The sequence below is a fragment of the Amycolatopsis orientalis genome (assembly GCF_000943515.2).
GTDB lineage: Bacteria > Actinomycetota > Actinomycetes > Mycobacteriales > Pseudonocardiaceae > Amycolatopsis > Amycolatopsis orientalis.
Genome location: NZ_CP016174.1, coordinates 3,244,621 through 3,263,411, shown reverse-complemented (window position 1 = coordinate 3,263,411; position 18,791 = coordinate 3,244,621). Strand labels below are relative to the sequence as shown.

General features: G+C 68.6%; 20 protein-coding genes and 1 pseudogene. 9 read left to right on the top strand and 12 right to left on the bottom strand.

Features of this window, described 5'->3' with window-relative positions:
- Positions 1-208: 208 nt before the first annotated feature.
- The 3 genes from SD37_RS14650 to SD37_RS14640 are packed head-to-tail and all read right to left on the bottom strand — an operon-like array spanning position 209 to position 1,712.
- Positions 209-838 (bottom strand): anti-sigma factor family protein, encoded by a 630-nt coding sequence (locus SD37_RS14650; protein WP_037306013.1) that lies wholly within the window; start codon positions 836-838, stop codon positions 209-211.
- Positions 835-1,347 carry a sigma-70 family RNA polymerase sigma factor gene (locus tag SD37_RS14645; RefSeq protein WP_083254965.1) on the bottom strand — a complete coding sequence of 171 codons (513 nt, stop codon included), beginning with the start codon at positions 1,345-1,347 and terminating at the stop codon, positions 835-837. Before SD37_RS14645 ends, SD37_RS14650 begins: the two co-directional genes overlap by 4 nt.
- Positions 1,344-1,712 carry a hypothetical protein gene (locus SD37_RS14640; RefSeq protein ID WP_044850406.1) on the bottom strand — a complete coding sequence of 123 codons (369 nt, stop codon included), beginning with the start codon at positions 1,710-1,712 and terminating at the stop codon, positions 1,344-1,346. Before SD37_RS14640 ends, SD37_RS14645 begins: the two co-directional genes overlap by 4 nt.
- 131 nt (positions 1,713-1,843) lie before the next feature.
- Between SD37_RS14640 and SD37_RS14635 the strand changes: the two genes are divergently transcribed.
- Positions 1,844-2,284, top strand: a complete 441-nt coding sequence (locus SD37_RS14635; protein ID WP_044850540.1) for a QcrA and Rieske domain-containing protein — start codon at positions 1,844-1,846, stop codon at positions 2,282-2,284.
- 83 nt (positions 2,285-2,367) lie between these two features.
- On the opposite strand, the gene SD37_RS14630 is transcribed toward SD37_RS14635, so the two are convergent.
- Together SD37_RS14630 and SD37_RS14625 are read right to left on the bottom strand one after the other, a co-directional pair.
- Entirely contained in the window at positions 2,368-2,823 is a 456-nt protein-coding gene (locus SD37_RS14630; RefSeq protein WP_044850407.1) for a PTS sugar transporter subunit IIA, read from the bottom strand.
- Positions 2,820-3,065: pseudogene (locus SD37_RS14625) on the bottom strand (PTS sugar transporter subunit IIB); the annotation flags it as partial. The pseudogene SD37_RS14625 and the gene SD37_RS14630, both read right to left, overlap by 4 nt.
- A gap of 225 nt (positions 3,066-3,290) precedes the next feature.
- Here SD37_RS14625 and SD37_RS14620 point away from each other — a divergent pair.
- Genes SD37_RS14620 through SD37_RS14605 form a run of 4 tightly spaced genes read left to right on the top strand, consistent with a single transcriptional unit; the run spans position 3,291 to position 6,523 of the window.
- Entirely contained in the window at positions 3,291-4,079 is a 789-nt protein-coding gene (locus SD37_RS14620; protein WP_037306027.1) for a GntR family transcriptional regulator, read from the top strand.
- The gene (locus tag SD37_RS14615; protein WP_044850408.1) at positions 4,076-5,332 is read left to right on the top strand and encodes a PTS transporter subunit EIIC; all 1,257 of its coding nucleotides are present in this window, start codon (positions 4,076-4,078) and stop codon (positions 5,330-5,332) included. The genes SD37_RS14620 and SD37_RS14615 overlap by 4 nt, the downstream gene beginning before the upstream one ends.
- A gap of 40 nt (positions 5,333-5,372) precedes the next feature.
- Positions 5,373-5,639, top strand: a complete 267-nt coding sequence (locus SD37_RS14610) for an HPr family phosphocarrier protein (RefSeq protein ID WP_044850409.1) — start codon at positions 5,373-5,375, stop codon at positions 5,637-5,639.
- 59 nt (positions 5,640-5,698) lie between these two features.
- Positions 5,699-6,523: a serine hydrolase domain-containing protein gene (locus SD37_RS14605; RefSeq protein ID WP_044850410.1), complete on the top strand. Its 825-nt coding sequence runs from the start codon at positions 5,699-5,701 to the stop codon at positions 6,521-6,523.
- Here SD37_RS14605 and SD37_RS14600 read toward each other — a convergent pair.
- On the bottom strand, positions 6,513-7,454 hold the full coding sequence (locus tag SD37_RS14600) for a D-2-hydroxyacid dehydrogenase family protein (RefSeq protein WP_044850411.1): 942 nt from the start codon (positions 7,452-7,454) through the stop codon (positions 6,513-6,515). The two genes, SD37_RS14605 and SD37_RS14600, sit on opposite strands and share 11 nt — an antisense overlap.
- Before the next feature lie 58 nt (positions 7,455-7,512).
- Between SD37_RS14600 and SD37_RS14595 the strand changes: the two genes are divergently transcribed.
- On the top strand, positions 7,513-7,848 hold the full coding sequence (locus tag SD37_RS14595; RefSeq protein ID WP_044850412.1) for an NIPSNAP family protein: 336 nt from the start codon (positions 7,513-7,515) through the stop codon (positions 7,846-7,848).
- Positions 7,849-7,873: 25 nt separating this feature from the next.
- Entirely contained in the window at positions 7,874-8,530 is a 657-nt protein-coding gene (locus SD37_RS14590) for a maleylpyruvate isomerase family mycothiol-dependent enzyme (protein WP_044850413.1), read from the top strand.
- Positions 8,531-8,539: 9 nt separating this feature from the next.
- Here the strand turns inward: SD37_RS14590 and SD37_RS14585 are convergent, their stop codons facing one another.
- Complete coding sequence (locus SD37_RS14585) at positions 8,540-9,739, bottom strand: endonuclease/exonuclease/phosphatase family protein (protein ID WP_044850414.1); 1,200 nt, start codon at positions 9,737-9,739, stop codon at positions 8,540-8,542.
- A gap of 139 nt (positions 9,740-9,878) precedes the next feature.
- Between SD37_RS14585 and SD37_RS14580 the strand changes: the two genes are divergently transcribed.
- On the top strand, positions 9,879-10,301 hold the full coding sequence (locus SD37_RS14580) for a hypothetical protein (RefSeq protein ID WP_037305996.1): 423 nt from the start codon (positions 9,879-9,881) through the stop codon (positions 10,299-10,301).
- 17 nt (positions 10,302-10,318) lie between these two features.
- Complete coding sequence (locus SD37_RS14575; protein ID WP_044850415.1) at positions 10,319-10,987, top strand: TetR/AcrR family transcriptional regulator; 669 nt, start codon at positions 10,319-10,321, stop codon at positions 10,985-10,987.
- Positions 10,988-11,521: 534 nt separating this feature from the next.
- Here the strand turns inward: SD37_RS14575 and SD37_RS14570 are convergent.
- From SD37_RS14570 to alaS, 5 genes are all read right to left on the bottom strand, one after another.
- On the bottom strand, positions 11,522-12,781 hold the full coding sequence (locus SD37_RS14570) for a GrpB family protein (protein ID WP_044850416.1): 1,260 nt from the start codon (positions 12,779-12,781) through the stop codon (positions 11,522-11,524).
- A 175-nt stretch (positions 12,782-12,956) separates the two neighbouring features.
- The gene (locus SD37_RS14565) at positions 12,957-13,814 is read right to left on the bottom strand and encodes a shikimate dehydrogenase (RefSeq protein ID WP_083254964.1); all 858 of its coding nucleotides are present in this window, start codon (positions 13,812-13,814) and stop codon (positions 12,957-12,959) included.
- Positions 13,801-15,600, bottom strand: a complete 1,800-nt coding sequence (mltG, locus tag SD37_RS14560) for an endolytic transglycosylase MltG (RefSeq protein WP_236725366.1) — start codon at positions 15,598-15,600, stop codon at positions 13,801-13,803. The genes SD37_RS14565 and mltG overlap by 14 nt, the downstream gene beginning before the upstream one ends.
- A complete protein-coding gene (ruvX, locus tag SD37_RS14555) occupies positions 15,597-16,100 on the bottom strand; it encodes a Holliday junction resolvase RuvX (protein WP_037305990.1) in 504 nt (167 codons plus the stop codon). Before ruvX ends, mltG begins: the two co-directional genes overlap by 4 nt.
- Positions 16,093-18,756 (bottom strand): alanine--tRNA ligase, encoded by a 2,664-nt coding sequence (gene alaS, locus SD37_RS14550; protein ID WP_044850418.1) that lies wholly within the window; start codon positions 18,754-18,756, stop codon positions 16,093-16,095. Before alaS ends, ruvX begins: the two co-directional genes overlap by 8 nt.
- Positions 18,757-18,791: the final 35 nt, after the last annotated feature.

Here is an 18,791-nt window from a genome sequence, read left to right as displayed (position 1 = left end):
TCGCCGACATCAGCTCCACCACGGACACCAAGACGTGGCCAGACCCTGCCGTCTCGTGAGTGGTAATGACGGTTCTAACCGTCATTACCACTCACGACCCACCGGGCCCACCGCTGATCCGCGCGGCCTCCGGAGACGCCGAAACTTTTTCGCACCTGCCGCCAATCCACCTCGCGCCCGGCGCCGAAGACCTGTCATGACACCGGGATCAGGGGTTCATCCGCAGCAGCGGGAGACCCGAGGGCGTGCGGATCTCCAGCGCCTTGATGTCGCCGGTGCGCATCGCGGTGCCGACCACGATGTGCGCGGTGTCCTTGGGCATCGCGCGCCAGGACGCCAGTTCGCTGGTGCCGCCGCCCGCGTCGACCGCGACCAGGATGTAGTCCCCGGTGCGGTTGCCGCCGTAACTGCACGTCATGTCGACCTTGGTGCCGGTGTCCGTGGCGGACATGGCGACCTCGGCGGTCACCGGGTAGTCGCCGAGCGGGGTCATCGGATCGCCGCCCGCCGCGACCGGCCCGGTCAGGACCACCGCGAGCGTGACACTGGCCGCGACGGCGACCCCGGCCGCGGTGGTGGTGATCGCCCGCTGGATCCGCCTTCCCCGGCGGACCCGTTTGAGCACGGTCGGGAGCAGTTCCGGCGAGGGCGCCGGTTCGTCCTCCAGCAGCGCCGGGGCACCGGCCTGCGCGAGCAGGCCGGGAATTCCCGCCAGGTCGCGTACGGACGCCGCGCACCGGTCACACCCGCGAAGGTGTTTCTCGTACGCGGAGCGGTCTTCCGGGGACAACGCCCCGAGCACGTAGGCCGCGTCGTAAGTGGCGAAGGGGTCGGTCATTGAGTCACCCCTCTTTCCTCCAATACCAGCCGCAACGCCCGCAAGGCGTAATGCGTCCGCGATTTGACGGTCCCTTCGGCCACACCCAGCCGCTTCGCCGCGTCCGCGATGGAGTAACCCTGGAAATAACACAAAACGAGTACTTCGCGATGTCTCGGCGAGAGCTCGCCGAGGGCTTCGGCGACCAGCCAGCCTTGAACCGCCCGTTCGGTGCCGTCCGTGACCGCCGTTTCGGGTGGTTCGCCGGTCACCACCTCCGGATGCGCCGTGGAAGCGCGCCAGTCGTCGATGGCTATCCGCCGGGCCACGGTGAACAGCCAGCCCCGCGCCGATCCCTCGGACTGGTCGAGCACCTTGGCGTTGCGCCAGGCCCGCAGCAGCGTCTCCTGGACGACGTCCTCGGCGCGGACCCGGTCACCGCTGGTCAGGTGCAGTGCGTAGGACCACAGCGCCGCGGCGTGCTCGTCGTGCAGAGCCCGCATCAGCCGGTCCTCCGCGAATTCCTTCACCGATCCGTGCCTTCGCGGTTGAGGAGCAAAGGGACGGCGAACACCACACAGGCCACTTCGGTGATCACGCCCCACAGTTCGGCTTGGGTGGTGAACTGTTCGCTGACGCCGAAGAACCCTGTCGTCAGCGAGAGCACGTACGCACCCAGCGTGGCCAGACCGAAGCCGATCGCCGCCAGCACGGGCAGCCAGTGGTGCCAGACCAGCACGGCGACCGCGATGACCACCCCGGCCACCACGTTCACCAGGAAGAGTTGCCCGACCACGTCCGTCTCGGACGCCCAATCCCGCCAGACGACGTAATGCACCCACGCCGAGCCGAGCAGGCCCGCCGCCACCACCGCCCGCAGCAACCACCGGATCATGTCCGTATCTCTTTTCGCGTGTTCGGTTCCCCTATGCCCTTGAACACGGAAAAGAGGGGCTCTCGGTTCAATCCCGCACCCGATGGTCGGTGAAATTGAACCGGATGGGTGCTTGAACCGTGTCTATGGGCATGACTGCCGAACTGCACTCCCGCCGCACCGTCCTGACCACGGGGGCCGCCGTCGCCGGCGCGGCCGTCGGTGCCGTGGCCCTCACGGCCTGCGGAAGCGAAGCCCCCTCGTCCGGCTCGGCCGCCGCGCCGCCCGCCGCGGCACCGGGCGAGACCCTGACCGCGCTTTCCGACATCGAGATCGGCCAGGCGAAGGCGGCCAAGACCGCCGACGGCAAGGACGTCATCGTCACCAGGACCGCGGAGGGCACCGCGGCCGCGTTCAGCGCGATCTGCACGCACCAGGGCTGCGCGGTCGTCCCGGCGGGCGCGGAACTGAAGTGTCCTTGCCACAACTCGATCTTCGACGCCGCGACCGGTGCCGTCAAAAAGGGACCGGCGGACAAGCCGCTGCCCTCGATCGCGGTCAAGGTCGCGAACGGGCAGGTCGTCACCGCCTGAGAAACGTCATGAGGGGTCCCCATAGGACGAAAATTGTCCTATGGGGACCCCTCATGACACTCTCGCGAACGAGAGCGAGAAGTTCAGCCGTCCCAGGTGAAGATCGGGTCGCCCGCCTCGACGTCTCCGCCGGTGAGCAGTCCTGAAAGGACTTCGGCCTTCGCGTCCAGCGCCACGACGGGCACGATCGGCGAGTAGCCTGCGGCCTTGACCGCGTCGGGATCCCAGCCGACGACCGGCTGCCCGGCGCGGACGGACTCGCCCTTGACGACGTGGAGGGTGAACCCCTCGCCCTTCTGCTTCACCGTGTCGATCCCGAGGTGGACCAGCACGCCGCGGCCGTCTTCGGTGGCCACCACGAAAGCGTGCGGGTGCAGGGTCACGATCGTCCCGTCGACCGGCGCGACCGCGTCCTGACGCCCGCCCGAGGGCAAAACCGCGAGGCCGGGGCCGACCATCGCGTCCGCGAAGACCGGATCGGGCACTTCGGTCATAGCGGTCGTCTTGCCGGCGACCGGGCTCAGGATCTCGAGGCTCACAACAGATCCTCGATGTCACTGGCGATCGTGTCGGCCTCGGGTCCGACGATCACCTGCACACCCGCGCCCATGCGCACGACGCCCATCGCGCCGGCGGCCTTCAGCGCCGCTTCGTCGAGCAGGCTCATGTCTTCGAGCTCACAGCGGAGCCGGGTGATGCACCCCTCGACCTCGATGACGTTCTCGGCACCGCCGAGGCCCGCGAGGATCTTTTCCGCCCTGTCATCCGCCATCGCGGTCTCCCTGTTCCCTGTCGGTTTCCCACATGCGAACCAGCTGTACTACGCCGTTCGCCGACTCGCACGCGATCCCTGGCCACGAACGCGTAACGGTGGTTGACACCCGCTCGTGCGACGGAGCATCCTGCCCCATCGGATCATTGGTCTAGACCGGAACGTACCAATCTTCCGGACCAGACGCGAGTACGGGTTACCCGAATCGACCGGCCCGAAAGGACGGTGACCGTCATGAGCGCTTCGGCGCAGCAGCCGCCGTCCGACCGTGTGATCAACGGACCGACGCCCAAGCACGCCCAGCTGCGGGAGATTCTGCGCCGCACGGTGGAGCGTGAGCTACCCCCCGGCTCACCGATTCCTTCGGAACGTGACCTCGCCGAGACCTACCAGGTGTCGAGGCTCACGGTCCGCTCGGCGATCGGCAAGCTGGTCGAAGAAGGACTCTTGTCGCGGGTGCGGGGCAAGGGGACGTTCACCGCCGCGAGGCGGATGGAACTGCAGCTCTACCTGATGTCCTTCACCGAGGACATGCGCCGTCGCGGGATGACGCCGACCACGGAGGTCGTCAAGACCTCCACCGAGGTCCCGCCCGCCCCCTCGGCGCACGCGCTCGGCCTGGCCGCCGGAACTCCGGCACACCGGATCGTCCGGCTCCGCCGTGCCGACGGCGTGCCGCTGGCGGTCGAACGCGGGTGGTATCACGCGGGCCGGATGCCCGGTCTGCTCGATCTCGATCTCACCCGATCGTTGTACGTCCAACTCGCCCAGTCGTACGACCTGCGCCCGGACCACGCGTGGCAGACGGTCTGGGCCGAATCCGCGGACCGCGAAACGGCACGCCTGCTCGGCATGCGCGCCGGCAGTCCGCTCCTGGTCTTCCGCCGGGTCTCCAGCGTCAACGGGGAACCGATCGAAGACATGACTTCCTGGTACCGGGGCGATCACTACCAGGTCACCATGCAGCTTGACCGGAACACCCCGGATTCCGGTCATCATCCTCACTACGGAGGTACCCGATGAGCTCCACCACCGCGGAGGGGGCGAAGAGCAAGGGCAAGGGACTGGCCGGGCTTCAGCGCTTCGGCCGCAGCCTCATGCTTCCCATCGCCGCTCTTCCCGCCGCCGCACTCCTGAACAGGTTCGGTCAGGACGACCTGCTCGGCGCGAAAGGGCTCGGCTGGAACAAGGTCGCCGAAGTGCTCGGCGCGGCGGGCAACTCGCTGTTCAACTGGCTGCCGCTCCTGTTCGCGGTGGGTATCGCCGTCGGCTTCGCCCGGAAGAGCGACGGCGCGACCGGGCTGGCCGCAGTGGTCGGCTTCTTCGTGTTCACCAGCGTCCTCCAGGTCTTCGCGCCGTTCTCCGAACTGCCGGGCTGGAACCCCGAGAAGCCCGCTGGCCTGATGCTCAACCCGCTCAAGTGGCCCTACAGCGTACTGGCCGGTGTGATCGTCGGTCTCGTCACCGCGCTGCTGTGGCAGAAGTTCTACCGCATCAAGCTGCCGCCGTACCTGGCCTTCTTCGGCGGCCGCCGGTTCGTGCCGATCGTCACCGCCTTGGCGCTGATGATCCTCGCGGTGCCGCTCGGCCTGGTCTTCCACTGGGTCAACGACGGCATCCAGGCGGTGGGCGAAGCGGTCACCGGCGCACCGGTGGTCGGTGGCGGTATCTACGGTGTGCTGAACCGGTTGCTGATCCCGGTCGGTCTGCACCAGCTGCTGAACGTGCCGGTGTGGTTCATCTTCGACGGTGGTGACCTCACGAAGTTCTTCGAGGGCGACCCGACCCGCGGCACCTTCATGACCGGCTTCTTCCCGATCTTCATGTTCGCCATCCCCGCCGCGGCGCTGGCGATCTGGCAGACCGCGAAGCCCAGCCAGAAGAAGATCGTCGGCGGTGTGATGATCGCCGGTGCGCTGACCTCGTTCCTGACCGGTATCACCGAGCCGATCGAGTTCTCGTTCATGTACGTCGCGTGGCCGCTGTACCTGATCCACGCGGTCCTGACCGGTACGTCGCTGGCACTGGTGAACGCGCTCGACATCCACCTCGGCTTCGGCTTCTCCGCCGGCGCGATCGACTTCGGGCTCAACTTCAACCAGCCGGCGGCGAGCGACAACGTCTGGCTGCTCATCCCGATCGGCCTGGCCTACGCGGTCGTCTACTACGTGATCTTCCGTTTCGTGATCACGAAGTGGAACCTGCGGACCCCGGGTCGCGAAGAGGACGCGATCGAGGCCGATCTCGAAGCCACCGCGGCCAAGCCCATCAAGTAGTTTCAGCACAGAAGAGACAAAGGCACGAAAGGGAAAGAACATGCCGGAGAAACGCGTCACCGTGGCCAGCAAGGTGGGCCTGCACGCCAGGCCCGCGGCGACGGTCGCCAAGGCGGCCGCGGCGCAGCCCGTCGCGGTGAAGATCGCCAAGGCGGGCGGTGACCCGGTCGCGGCCGGCAGTGTGCTGAACCTGATGACGCTCGCCGCCGGTTACGGCGACGAGGTCATCATCAGTGCCGAGGGTGAAGGTGCCGAGGCGGCCGTCGACGCCATCGCCGAGCTGGTGGCGACCGACCTCGACGCCTGATCCCCTCCCCTGCGAAGCCCGGGCCGCCCCGACTGGCCCGGGCTTCGTAGGGTATGGGCATGGAGAGCGTGCGCGAGATCGAACAGTGGCCGGTGGACAACGCCGCCACGGCCGTGGTGACCGCCGCCGGTGACGTGCTGGGCACGCACGGCGACACGACGAAGGTGTACCGGCTGGCGTCGGTGACCAAGCCGTTGACGGCGTACGCGGCGCTGATCGCCATCGAAGAGGGCGTCGTCGAACTCGACACCCCCGCCGGCCCGGAGGGTTCCACGATCCGGCATCTGCTGGCGCACACCTCGGGCCTGGCCTTCAACGAGCACAAGGCGATGGCCGAACCCGGCAACCGGCGCCTGTACTCCAACGCCGGCTTCGAACAGCTCGCCGACGCGCTCACCGAGCATTCCGGCATCCCCTTCGCCGATTACCAGGCGGAGGCGCTTTTCCAGCCGCTGGGCATGAAGGCGACCCGGCTGACCGGCTCCCCCGCCTCGGGTGCGGAGTCCACTGTGGACGACCTGGTGGCGTTCGCCGCCGAACTGCAGGCACCGAAGCTGATCGCCGCCGAAACGGTGCGCGAGGCGACTTCCGTGGTCTTCCCCGGGCTTTCCGGTGTCCTGCCCGGCTTCGGCCACCAGAAGCCGAACGACTGGGGCCTCGGCTTCGAGATCCGCGACCACAAGAGTCCACATTGGACCGGGTCGTCCAGCTCGCCGCGGACCTTCGGTCATTTCGGGCAGTCCGGCACCTTCCTGTGGGTCGATCCCGACGCCGGCGCCGCCTGCGTCGCGCTCACCGACCGCGCGTTCGGCCCGTGGGCGGCCGAGGTGTGGCCGCCCTACACCGACGCCGTCCTCGCCGAACTGGGCAAGCTCACTCCATGACGCGGACCGGTGAACCCGCCTGGAACGCCGCGATGTCCTCTACCGCGTCGCGGTAGAAGATCTCGTACGCCTCGCGGGTGACATAGCCGATGTGCGGCGTGAGCACGACGTTGTCCAGTGTCCTCAGTGGATGGTCCGAGGGCAGCGGCTCGACATCGTAGACATCCAACGCGGCGACTGCGATCTCCTTGCGGCGCAAGGCGTCCACCAGCGCGGCTTCGTCCACGATCGGACCGCGCGAGGTGTTGACGAGCATCGCCGTCGGTTTCATCGCGGCGAGTTCGGGCGCGCCGACCAGGCCGCGGCTGCGGTCGCCGAGCACCAGGTGGACCGACAGCACGTCCGCACGGGCGAACAGCTCCTCCTTGGACACCGCCGTCACGCCGTGGGGGTCGGCCTTGTCCTGGGTCAGGTTCTGGCTCCAGGCGATGGTCTCCATGCCGAACGCCTTGCCGATCCTGGCCGCGCCGGCGCCGAGCCTGCCGAGCCCGAGCAGCCCCAGGGTCTTGCCGTGCAGGATCGTGCCGACCGTGGTCTGCCAGCCGCCCTCGCGCATGTTCCGCGATTCCACCGGGACGTTCCGCGCGGCGGCGAGGATCAGCGCCCAGGTGTGCTCGGCCGCCGGGGCCGCGATGTAGCCGGTGGAGGAGACGACCACACCCTTGCGGCGGGCGGCGGCGACGTCGATCGCGGCGTTGCGGTGGCCGGTGCTCACCAGCAGCTTGAGCGCGGGCAGGCGGTCGAGGACCTCGGCGGGGAAGCGGGTGCGCTCGCGCATCGCGACCACGACCTCGAAGTCGCGGAGGCGGGCCACCACGTCCGCGGGGTCCGCGAACGGCTTCGTGAACACCTCGATCTCGGCGCCGAGGGAGGCCCAGTCCCCGAATCCGAGCGCCACTTCCTGGTAGTCGTCGAGAATCGCGATCTTCATGGACTCCAGGCTAGAACAGGCTAGGGTCGTCGCCGGAAGCCGCGCCTGAGGAGGTCCCGTGATCCTTGAGTTCCGCACCTACCGGCTGAAACCCGGGACGAGCGAAGACTTCGTCCGGGTGATGCGTGAGGAGACCGTCCCCCTGCTGCGGACTGCGGGCCTGGACGTCATCGATTACGGTCGTTCCCTGGTCGCCGAAGACGGTCAAGAAGAGGCCTACCTGATCCGCGCGTTCCCTTCGCTGGGGGAGCACGAACGCCTGGAACGCGAGTTCTACGGCAGCGAGGTCTGGCTACGGGGGCCGCGTGAGGCGATCGTTTCGCGGATCGAGAGCTACCACACGATCGTCATCGAGACCTCCGAAGCGGCGGTCGAAGCACTCAGACGGCGCTAGCCGGGACATGGGGAGGGAACAGGGCATGGATGTCGACGAGGGCAAGGTTCCGGCCTGGACCGAGGCGGAACGGCTGAGTGTCGCCGAACTGTTCGAGGGGCTCGGCGAGCAGGACTGGTCGGCGGCCACGTTGTGTCCGAAGTGGACCGTCCACCAGCTGGCCGCCCATCTGGCGCTGTCCACCAAGACCGGGCTGAAGGACACCATCCTCGGCGCGATCAAGGCCAAGGGCGACTGGGACCGGATGACCGCCGACCAGGCGATCGACCACGCCACCAGGTACGAGCCCGCCGAACTCGTCGCGCAGATCCGCGAGGACGCGGGATCGGCCCGCCGCGCCCCCGGCGCCAAGCCGCTCGACCCGCTCGCCGACGTCCTCATCCACGGCCAGGACATCGCCCGGCCGCTGGGCCTCACCCGGCCGATGCCGGAGGCGCCGGCGATCGCGGCGCTCGAACACATCCTCGCCAGCCCGTTCTGGGGTGCGCGCGAACGCTGCAAGGGCGTGAAGATGATCGCCACCGACGCCGACTGGTCCGGCGGCGCGGGCCCCGACGAGGTGCGGGGCCCGCTCGCCGACCTGCTCCTGGCGTCGACCGGGCGGGGCAGCGGCCTGGCCGCGCTCACCGGGCCGGGCACGAAGCGGATCGGCGCGCACTGCAAGCCGCCGGTCGAGGTCTGAGGAGGACCGCTATCGGCGCGGCACGAACACGTCGACACGCACCAGGTGGTGGTCCGAGGCGTCGTTCAGCCGTGCCAGCGGTGAATCCGGCAGCGGCCAGAAGACCTCGGCGTGCCAGGGGAACAGGCCCTTCGACGGCAGGACGTAGTCGATCCGCAGGTTCCCCGGCGCGTTGTCGTTGAAGTCGCCGGTGTCGAAGAAGGGGTCGCCCTTCTGACCGATGTTGGCGCCCGCCTGGTCCTGGGCCGCGCGCACCGCGCCTTCGCTGCCCGGCCGCGTCTCGATGACGCGAGGGGCGTTCAGCAGGCGCGAGATCGCGCCGGGGACGCTGTCGCCGTCGAGCGGGTCGGAGTTGTGGTCCCCGGCGATGACGAACCTCTCGTGCGCGCCGAGCCCGCCGCGGCGGCCGCGGTCGTCGTAGATGTAGCGGCCCTTGCCCGGGGTCACGTAGTCCGCCCAGAACCGGATCTCGTCGTTGTTCCGCGTGCCGTTGCGGTCTTCGGGGCCATCGAAGGTGGGCGGCGTCGGGTGCGCGGCGAGGAAGTGGACGGTGGAGCGGCCGACGCGGATCGGGACGTCCCAATGGGACTTCGACGAGAGGCGCAGGACGTCGAGGATCCGCGGCGAGTACCAGTCGTGCGGCGCCGGGGTCGCCGGGTCGTCCGGGAGCAGCGCGCCCGGCATGTCCTTCCAGAGGAACTTCTGGAAGGTCCGCGCGTTCCGGGTGTCGATCGGGTACTTCGACAGCACGAGCATGCCGTACTGGCCCTCGAAGAGGCCGAAGCCGTGCGCGTCGTTGCCGCCGCCGACCTGGCCGTTGCGGTCGAGGTCGAACCCGGTCGCGACGCCGGTGTTCGACGGCGCGGTGAAGGCGTACGGGTAGTCGATCGGGGCGGCGCCGTTCTGACCGCGCTCGAGGTAGTTCTCGCGGAACAGGTCCGCGGCGCGGTTGTCCGGCACGTAGTCGAATTCGTTGATCAGCAGTACGTCCGGCCGGTTGCGCTGGATCACCTCGGCGACCTCGTTCGCCTGGGCGTTGCCCGGCTGCGAAAGGTCGGTCACCAGTTGTCCCGCGGCACCGCGGTTGAGCGAAGCGTTGAACGTCGCGAAGCGGACGTTCTGCCCGGCGGCGGCTTCCGCCGGGGTGGCGGACGGCAGCGTCCCGGCCAGCAAGGCGCCCGAGGCGAGCACGGCGGCGATGCGTTTCACGGTCTTACCTCCCAGAGTTCGGTGCGACCTTACGCACCCGGCCCGGCCGTCCGGGTGAGCTTCAGATGAACAGCACCTCTTGAACGCGTTCAAAATATCGGCTACCGTCCTTCTTGAACACGTTCAAAAGGAGGTCCCCATGCAACCCGTCGTCGTGGCCTACGCGCTCTATCTGGCCATCACCGTCCCGCTGACCGTGCTGGTCGCCCGTACTCTGAGCAGGCACGGCAAGACGTTCCTGGAGGACGTCTTCCAGGACAAGCAGGCGCTCGCCCATTCGGTGAACCAGCTGCTGGTCGTCGGCTTCTACCTGGTCAGCCTCGGTTTCGTGACCCTGTTCCTGACCAGCACCGACACCGTCCTCGACGCGCGCGACGTCTTCGAGATGCTGTCGGTGAAGGTCGGCACCGTGGCGCTCGTCCTCGGCGTGATGCACGTCGGGAACGTGCTGGTGTTCAACGGCATCCGGCGGCGCCATCTCCACCACGGCGCCGAGCGGCCCGCGCCGACGCCGCCGCCCTACCCCGGCTACCCGGCGCCCGCTCCGCATCCGGCGCCCTGACCGGATAACGTGCACGCGTGGCGAAGAGTGAGGAAACCAAGTCGCTGATCGTGGCGACCGCGTTGCGGCTGTTCGCCGAGAACGGCTACGACCGCACGACCATGCGGGCCATCGCCGCCGAGGCCGGGGTGTCGGTCGGGAACGCGTATTACTACTTCGCCTCGAAGGATCAGCTGATCCAGGGCTTCTACGACGAGATCGCCAAGGTGCACCTGCTGACGGCGCGCCAGGCGATCGAAGGTGAGCGGGACTTCAGCGCACGGCTCAAGACGGTCCTGCTCACCTGGCTCGACGTCGCCGAGCCGTACCACCGCTTCGGCACCCAGTTCTTCGTCAACGCCGCCGACCCGGACTCGCCGCTGAGCCCGTTCAGCGAGGAGTCGACACCCGCGCGGGACGCCTCCATCGGGCTGATGCGCGACGTCATCGACGGCTCCGACGCCAAACTCGACCCGGACCTGCGCGACGACCTGCCCGACCTGCTGTGGCTGTACCAGATGGGTGTCGTGCTGTTCTGGGTCCACGACCGGTCCTCGGGCCAGAAACGCAGCAGGCTGCTGGTGGAGCGGACCGTCCCGCTGATCGCGCGGCTGGTGGGGCTTTCGCGGCTGCGCGTGCTGCGGCCGGTCAGCCGGGAGATCGTGTCGCTGATCCGGGACCTGTCCAAACGCGACGACGCCGCATGAGAACGCGTTCAGTCCTCTAAACGCTGTCGTGATTGTGGCGGTCTGTTCGCCGGAGTGGCGGGTAGAGCGAAGACGTAAAGCGCGTGCTCAAACACGAGACTCGCGTGCCTGGATCCCGCACTCGGGGTTCCGGCTCTGAGCATGCGAGATCCGGCCTCAAGCCAGACTCACGCGAAGAGACCCCACCTGACCCTCGACTGTCCACAAGAGACACTCTGCGCGGCAAATGCGCCCGGTTTGGGCAAGTTGCACGGTTTCGCGGGAGGGTCGTGAGTGACAAAGAGCGTTCTAACACTCTTTGCCACTCACGACCCCTCCCGCAGAAAAGTACATTGCGACATCAATCGGATCCTTGATCAATCTCCGCCATCGGCGCATGCGACCCCGCCACATCGAGGAATAGTCACCTGACCTGCAAGATCTCGAATCTCCGTGAAGGCCTCCTTCCCTACGCTCAAAGTAGGGAAGGAGGCCTTCACGGACACGCCATCTTTGGGGTGCCTCGCATCCAGAGGACTGAACGCGTTCAGCGGATCACTCGCGAACCGTCCGGAAGTACAGGAACCGCGGTTTGGTCCGCAGGTTCGCGTACCAGCGCGGGTCGGATTCGGCGAGCGACTCCTCCGGCATCGGCTCGACCAGCCTGTCGACGGCGAACCCGGCGTCCCGCACCGCGCCGAACGTCCAGCTCAGCGGCCGCCGGTAGAACTGGACCTTCTGCTTGTACTCCCCCAGCGGGAACTCGTCGTCGAGCAGTTCGAGCTGGAAGTAGTTCTCCTTGCCGAACCAGCGCCAGTCCTCGCCGGGATGGTGCACCGAGAACACCAGGATCCCGCCCGGCTTCAGCACCCGGCGGAACTCGGCCAGCGCCGGACCCCACTCCTTCAGGTAGTGCAGCACCAGGGACGCGGTGATGACGTCGACGGAACCGTCCTCGACGAACGTCAGCGGCCGCGACACGTCCGCCGTCTCGAACTTCGCGACGTCCCCGAACTTCTCCCTGGCGACGGCGACCATGCCCGCGCTGGCATCGACGCCGAGGACGTCGGCACCCTTCGCCGCGAGCAGCGCGCTGAGGTGACCCGCCGCGCAGCCGACGTCGAGTACTCGCTTGCCCGCGACCTCGCCGGCCAGCTCGACAATGGCGGGACGGTCGTAGCGGGCGTTGGTGCTGCTGGTTTCGGCGTGCGCGGCGTAGAGCCGGGCGAAGCCGTCGTACTGGGCGGCACGCGCCCGTTCGATGATCTCGTCGATCACCTCGGTCTTGGCGTCGGCGTACTGCTGGATGTACTTCCAGGTGCGCGCGGCCAGTTCGCGTTTCTTGGCCTCGTAGAGCTTCAGCTCGTCCTCGTGGGCGATCAGCCGGTCGCGGAAGAGCCGGTACCGCTCGGTCTGGCCGTTGTCCGGCGAGTAGACGTGCAGGTTGATGTTCGTGTCCGGGCCCTTGAAGCAGCGGTGCTTCTCCCAGTCCGGCTCGCGGATGACGAGTTTGTAGCCCTCCGCCTCCAGCTGCGGCACGTAGGCGTCCTCGTCGTCCGAATCGGGGACGATGAGCATGATGTCGATGATCGGTTTCGCGCAGAGTCCCGGAATCGATGTGGAGCCGACGTGCTCCAGCACCAGCGCCCGCTCCCCCAGGATCCCCCTGATGCGCTTCGCTTCCCGCTCGAACAGCTCGGGCCACTCCGGGTCGTATTCGGCCAGGGTGACGGTGGAATTCAGTACCGGAGCCTGACCGACCCACGAGTTGTCGATGTCTTCTTCGGTGTAGTCGTCACGATCGGGTTTAGGCATTGACCCCTTGTTCCTTCCTCAAGGCAGTCGGCCAGATTATCGAACCCGGGCGATCTTGTCAGGCGTTCACCGAAACCCCTCCAGTCTGGGGCCGGTCCAGTCTCGTGAGTGGCAATGAGGGTTAGAACCGTCATTACCACTCACGAGGCCGTGGTGGCTCTTGGCGGGCCGGGGGTCAGTGGAGCGGCAGGGGAAGGATCCCGCCGGTCGCCTCGCGCAGCGCGTCCCGCATCGCCTCGCGGGGCGCGGGCTGCCCGGTGAAGTACTCGGATTGGCCAAAAGCCTGATGCAGCAACATGTCCAGCCCGGTCGCCAGTCGCCCGCCCCGGTCGGCGACGGCTTCGGCGAGCGCGGTCGGCCACGGGTGATAGATGACGTCGAGGACGCAGCCGATCCCGGCCAGCTCCGTCAGGTGAGCCCGCACGGCATCCGGGGGGACGGTGTTCACCAGCACCGCCGAGGCGTGCGCGAGCTTCCCGAAGTCGGCGTCGGCCCAGCGAAGGACTTCGACGTCCAGTCCGGCCCGCTTCGCCGCCTCGACCGTTTCGGCCGCCCGTGCGGGTTCCCGCACGACGAGGCGGACCGTCCGCACGCCGAGCGCCGCCAGGCCGACGACGGCCGCCGCGGCGGTGCCGCCCGCGCCGAGGACGACGGCCTCGTCGTCCGGGCCGGGTACGTATCCTCCCGCGATCCGCAACGCCTCGGTGACGCCGTCGACGTCGGTGCAGTCGGCCAGCCAGCCGGATTCCCGGCGCACCAGCGTGTTCGCCGCGCCGACCGCCGCCGCGCGCGGCGTGACCTCGTCGGCGTGCTCCAGCGCGGCGCGTTTCCCGGGCATGGTCACCGAGAGCCCGGTCCATTCCGGGCCGAGCCCCCGGACGAACCCCGGCAGACCGTCGCCGTCCATTTCGACGCGTTCGTAGGTCCAGCCGTCGAGACCCAGCGCGCGGAACGCGGCGCCGTGCAGCACCGGCGAAAGCGAGTGTTCGACCGGCTTCCCGAGGATCGCGGCCTTGCGGTTAGTAGACACCACGCCTCTGTGCGTCCAGTTTGTTCTTGTTGTGCTCGTCGTTCGTCACCGCGAAGCAGGAGAGCCCGTTCTTCTCGCATTTCACGAAGAACAGCCACTCCCCCGGGGCCGGCTTGAGCGCGGCTTGGATCGCTTCCGCGCTCGGCACCGCGATCGGGGTGGGAGGCAGGCCGACGGACTTGTAGGTGTTGTACGCGCCCGCTTTTTCCCGTTCCTCGGGTTTCGTGAGCAGGGTCGGCCGATCGAGGACGTAGTTGACCGTCGAGTCCATCTCGAGCCGCATCTTCTCGGCGAGCCGGTTGTAGACGACCCGTGAGATCTTCCCGAAGTCGGCCTTCACCGCCTCGCGTTCGATGATCGACGCGATGACCAGCGTCTCGTACGGCGTCCTGCCCTCGCCCTTGGACTGCTCGCTCAGCCCGGCGTTGAGGATGCGCTCCGCCGAGGTCTTCACGACGTCGGTGAGCAGTTCCTCGGCCGTCCAACCGGGTTTGACGTTGAAGATGCCCGGCGCGATGAGTCCTTCGAGCCGCCGGTCCTTGTGCTCGGCCTTCGTGGCGGCCTCGACGGCCCAGGGCGGGACGCCCAGCTTCGCCAGATCAGCGGTCTCGATCGTCTTGCGCAGTTCTTCGACCGGGATACAGGTGCTCTTGCCGTTCAACTCGGCGCAGGAAGCCTTGGACAGCAACGAGTAGACGCCCGGCGTCACCTTGCCGTCCGGCTGGGTGATGTCGTGGAACTGGGTGTAGGGCCGGATTTCGACCTGGCCGACCTTCGAAGCGGCCGCGGTGATCTTCTCGACCGCGCTGGCGCCGGACATCTTCGTCTTCATGACGTAGTAGCCCTGCTGCAGCCGCGAGACGGCGGTGTTGTCCTCGCCCGCCTTCACGAAGGCCTTGCCGCTGGCGACGACTCCGGCCGCCTGGAGCCGGTTGCCGATCGCCGACGTCGAGTCGCCCTTCTCCACCTGGACGAGGACATCGCTTTCGCCCGTGCCTTCGTAGTCGTCGTAGCCGAAGATCTCGGTGAAGCCGTAGTAGGCGCCACCGGCGAGCAGGACGAGCACGGTCAGCGCGGCGACCCAGCCCAGCGCGCGCTTCTTCTTGCGCTTCTTGGGCGGCGGTCCCTGGCGTTCCGGGCGCTCGTCCTCGATACGTTCGGGTTCGGCACGATCTTCGTCCTCGAAGTCCAGGTCGTCTTCGTAGTCTTCGTAGTCGTCGTACTCGTCGTACGCGTCTTCGCCGAAGATCTCGTCGTACTCCTCCTCGCTGCCCTGGGGCGGCGGAGGAGCAGCGCCGGGGCGCCGGGCCAGCGGCGCCTCCTGGACGGCGGGAAGGATGTCGGTCGGCCGCTCGTCCGGCTGCGGGCCGTCGTCCTCACGGCGACGGCGGCGGCCGGGACGCGGCTCGTCCTGCGCGTAGGCGGGCATGCCGAGACCGCGGTCACCCGGCTGGAGGGACCGCCGGGGCGGTGCGGGAGGCGGCGGGGGCACCGCGGGCTCCGGGGCCCGTCCCGGCGGGACCGGACGTCGCGCGCGGGGCGGAAGCGGTTCCTCGGCGGCCGCCCGGCGACCGCGGGACGGCGGTTCCTCGGCGGCCCGGCGGCCATGCGGGGCGGGCGGCACGGGCGGGGCCTCGGGGGCATCGTGGCGCAGGTGCCGGGTCCGGGACGGCGGCTGGGGTTCGGGCCGTCGACGGGGCGGGGCCGGTGGCTGGATGCTCTCCTCAGGCTCCCGCAGCCGTCGTCTACCGCCCTGCCGGGGTTCGGGCCGGCCGTGGGGCTCGGTCATGTGTCGCCCTTCCGTGCGCGATGTGCCGCTACCGCGTCGATCCAAGCCTGCAGGATCTCGACCGCGGCCGCCTGATCGACGACGGCACGCTGCTTACGTCCCTTCACCCCACGCTGCGACAGCATCCTGGATGCCGTCACCGTGGTCAACCGCTCGTCGGCCAGCCGCACCGGTACCGGAGCGATCCGGGCGGCGACCTTTTCGGCATAGTCGAGCGCCGCTTCGGCCGCCGGGCCGTGCCGGTCCTTGAGGGTCCTCGGCAGACCGACGACGACCTCGACCACGTCGTGTTCCGTGACGAGTTCACTGAGCTGGTCGACGTCCTTGTCGCCAGTCGCGTCGCGAGTGAGGGTAACGAGCGGACTCGCGAGGATGGGGTCGGGATCGCTGAGGGCGACCCCGACCCGGACGGATCCGACATCCACGCCAAGCCGCCTACCGCGCCCCGGATCGGATTCCCCTGGCCGATCCGGGCGCCGCTGGGGGGCGTCGTCAGCCAACTTGGGCGACCGCCGCGCGGAGGGAGGTGATGGCCTGCTCGGCCCCGGCGGGGTTGGTGCCGCCGCCCTGGGCCATGTCCGGCTTGCCACCGCCGCGGCCGCCGATCGCCTCGGCGAACGACGGGACGAGCTTGCCGGCCGCGATGCCCTTCTCCTGCGCCGCCTTGGTCGTCGCGACGACGAAGGCGACCTTCTCGCCCTGCGGCGCGAAGAGCGCGACGACGCCGGGGCGCGTCCCGAGCCTGCCTCGGATGTCGGAGGCCAGTGCGCGCAGGCCGTTCGAGTCGACGCCCTCGCCGAGCTTCTCCGCGACGACCGCGATCCCGCCGATGTCCTCGGCCTTGTCCGCGAGCGAGCCCGCCGAGCCGAGCACCTGCTGGGTGCGCAGCTGCTCGATCTCCTTCTCCGCGTTCTTGAGCCGGGTGAGCACGTCGTCGATCCGCGACGGCAGCTGGTCCGACGGCACCTTGAAGGTGCTCGCGAGCTGCGAGACCAGCAGCTGCTCCTTGCGGACGTACTTGAGCGCGTCCGAGCCGACGAGCGCCTCGACGCGGTGCACACCGGAGCCGATGGACGAGTCGCCCACCAGCTTCACCAGGCCGAGCTGGCCGATGCGGTCGACGTGGGTACCACCGCAGAGTTCGCGGGAGTACTCGCCCATGTCGACGACACGGACGTCGTTGCCGTACTTCTCGCCGAACAGCGCGACCGCGCCCAGTTCGAGGGCCTTGTCCTTCGTGGTGACGAAGGTGTTCACCTCGACGTTGGTCTGGAGGTAGTCGTTGACCTCCTCCTCGACCTCGGTCAGCACGTCGGCCGAGACCGAACCGGAGGTGGTGAAGTCGAACCGCATCCGGCCCGGCGAGTTGAGCGAACCGGCCTGCGCCGCGCGCTTGCCGTACGCGCCGCGCACGGCCGCGTGGACCAGGTGCGTCGCGGAGTGGGAGCGCTCGATCGAGAGACGGCGGTGCTGGTCGACCGAACCGGTCAGCGCGCTGCCGATGCCGACCTCGCCGTCGAGCACCTCGACGCGATGCACGAACAGGCCGGGCACGATCTTCTGCACGTCGTGGACCTTGAGTTCGACGCCGTCGCCGAGCAGGACGCCGGTGTCGGCGACCTGGCCGCCGCTCTCGGCGTAGAACGGGGTGCGGTCGAGGATCAGCTCGGCCTTCTTGCCCGCGCCGACGCTGCGGACCGGGACGCCGTCTTCGAGCAGCGCGACGACCTTCGCGTCGGCCTGCAGGTCGCTGTAGCCGAGGAATTCGGTCTCGCCGTGCTGCTCGAGCACCTTGCGGTACTCGGACAGGTCGCCGTGGCCGGTCTTGCGCGACGCCGCGTCGGCCTTCGCGCGCTGCCGCTGCTCGTTCATGAGCGTGCGGAAGCCCTCTTCGTCGACGGTCAGCCCCTGCTCGGACGCCATCTCCAGGGTCAGGTCGATCGGGAAGCCGTAGGTGTCGTGCAGCTGGAACGCCTTGTCACCGGCCAGCAGCGAACCGCCGGACCGCTTCGTCTCCTCGGCCGCGAGGTCGAAGATGCGCGAACCGCTGGTGAGCGTGGAGAGGAAGGCCTCCTCCTCGACGCGGACGACGTCCTCGATGCGGTCGAAACCGGAGACCAGCTCGGGGTAGGTCGGGCCCATGGTGTCGCGGACGACCGCGGCGAAGGCGGGCAGCACCGGCTCGTGCACGCCGAGCAGGCGCGCGGAGCGGATGATGCGGCGCAGCAGGCGGCGGAGCACATAACCGCGGCCGTCGTTGCCCGGGGTGACGCCGTCGCCGATGAGCAGGACACCGGTGCGGGCGTGGTCGGCGATGACGCGGAAGCGGACGTCGTCGGTGTGGTCGGAGCCGTAGCGACGGCCGGAGAACTCCTCGGCGCGGCCGATCACCGGGCGGACGAGGTCGGTCTCGTAGACGTTCTCGACACCCTGCAGGATCGTCGCGACCCGCTCGACACCCATCCCGGTGTCGATGTTCTTCTTCGGCAGCTCACCGATCGGCTTGTGGCCGTGCTTCGGGCTCTTGTCGCCCCGCACGTCCTGCATGAAGACGAGGTTCCAGATCTCGATGTAGCGGTCCTCATCGGCGACCGGGCCGCCCTCGCGGCCGTACGCGGGGCCGCGGTCGTAGTAGATCTCCGAGCAGGGGCCACCGGGACCGGGTACGCCCATGTCCCAGTAGTTGTCCTTGCCGTCACGGGCCTGGATGCGCTCGCCGGGCAGGCCGGTGAGCTTCTTCCACAGGCCGGCCGCCTCGGAGTCGTCCTCGTAGACGGTCGCCCAGATGCGGTTCGGGTCGAGGCCGTAGCCGCCTTCGCTCTGCGGCTTGGTGATCAGCTCCCAGGCCGCCTCGATGGCGCCTTCCTTGAAGTAGTCGCCGAAGGAGAAGTTCCCGGCCATCTGGAAGAACGTGTTGTGCCGGGTGGTCTTGCCGACCTCGTCGATGTCCGGGGTGCGGACGCACTTCTGGACGCTGGTGGCGCGCGGGTACGGCGGCGGGACCTCGCCGAGGAAGTACGGCTTGAACTGGACCATGCCTGCGTTGACGAACAGCAGGTTCGGATCGTCGAGGATCAGCGGGGCGCTCGGGACGCGGGTATGTCCCTTGCTCTCGAAATGGCTCAGAAAACGCTGGGTGATTTCGTGTGTTTCCACGGGTTCGTCCTTGGATGCGGGCTCGCGCGAAAGGC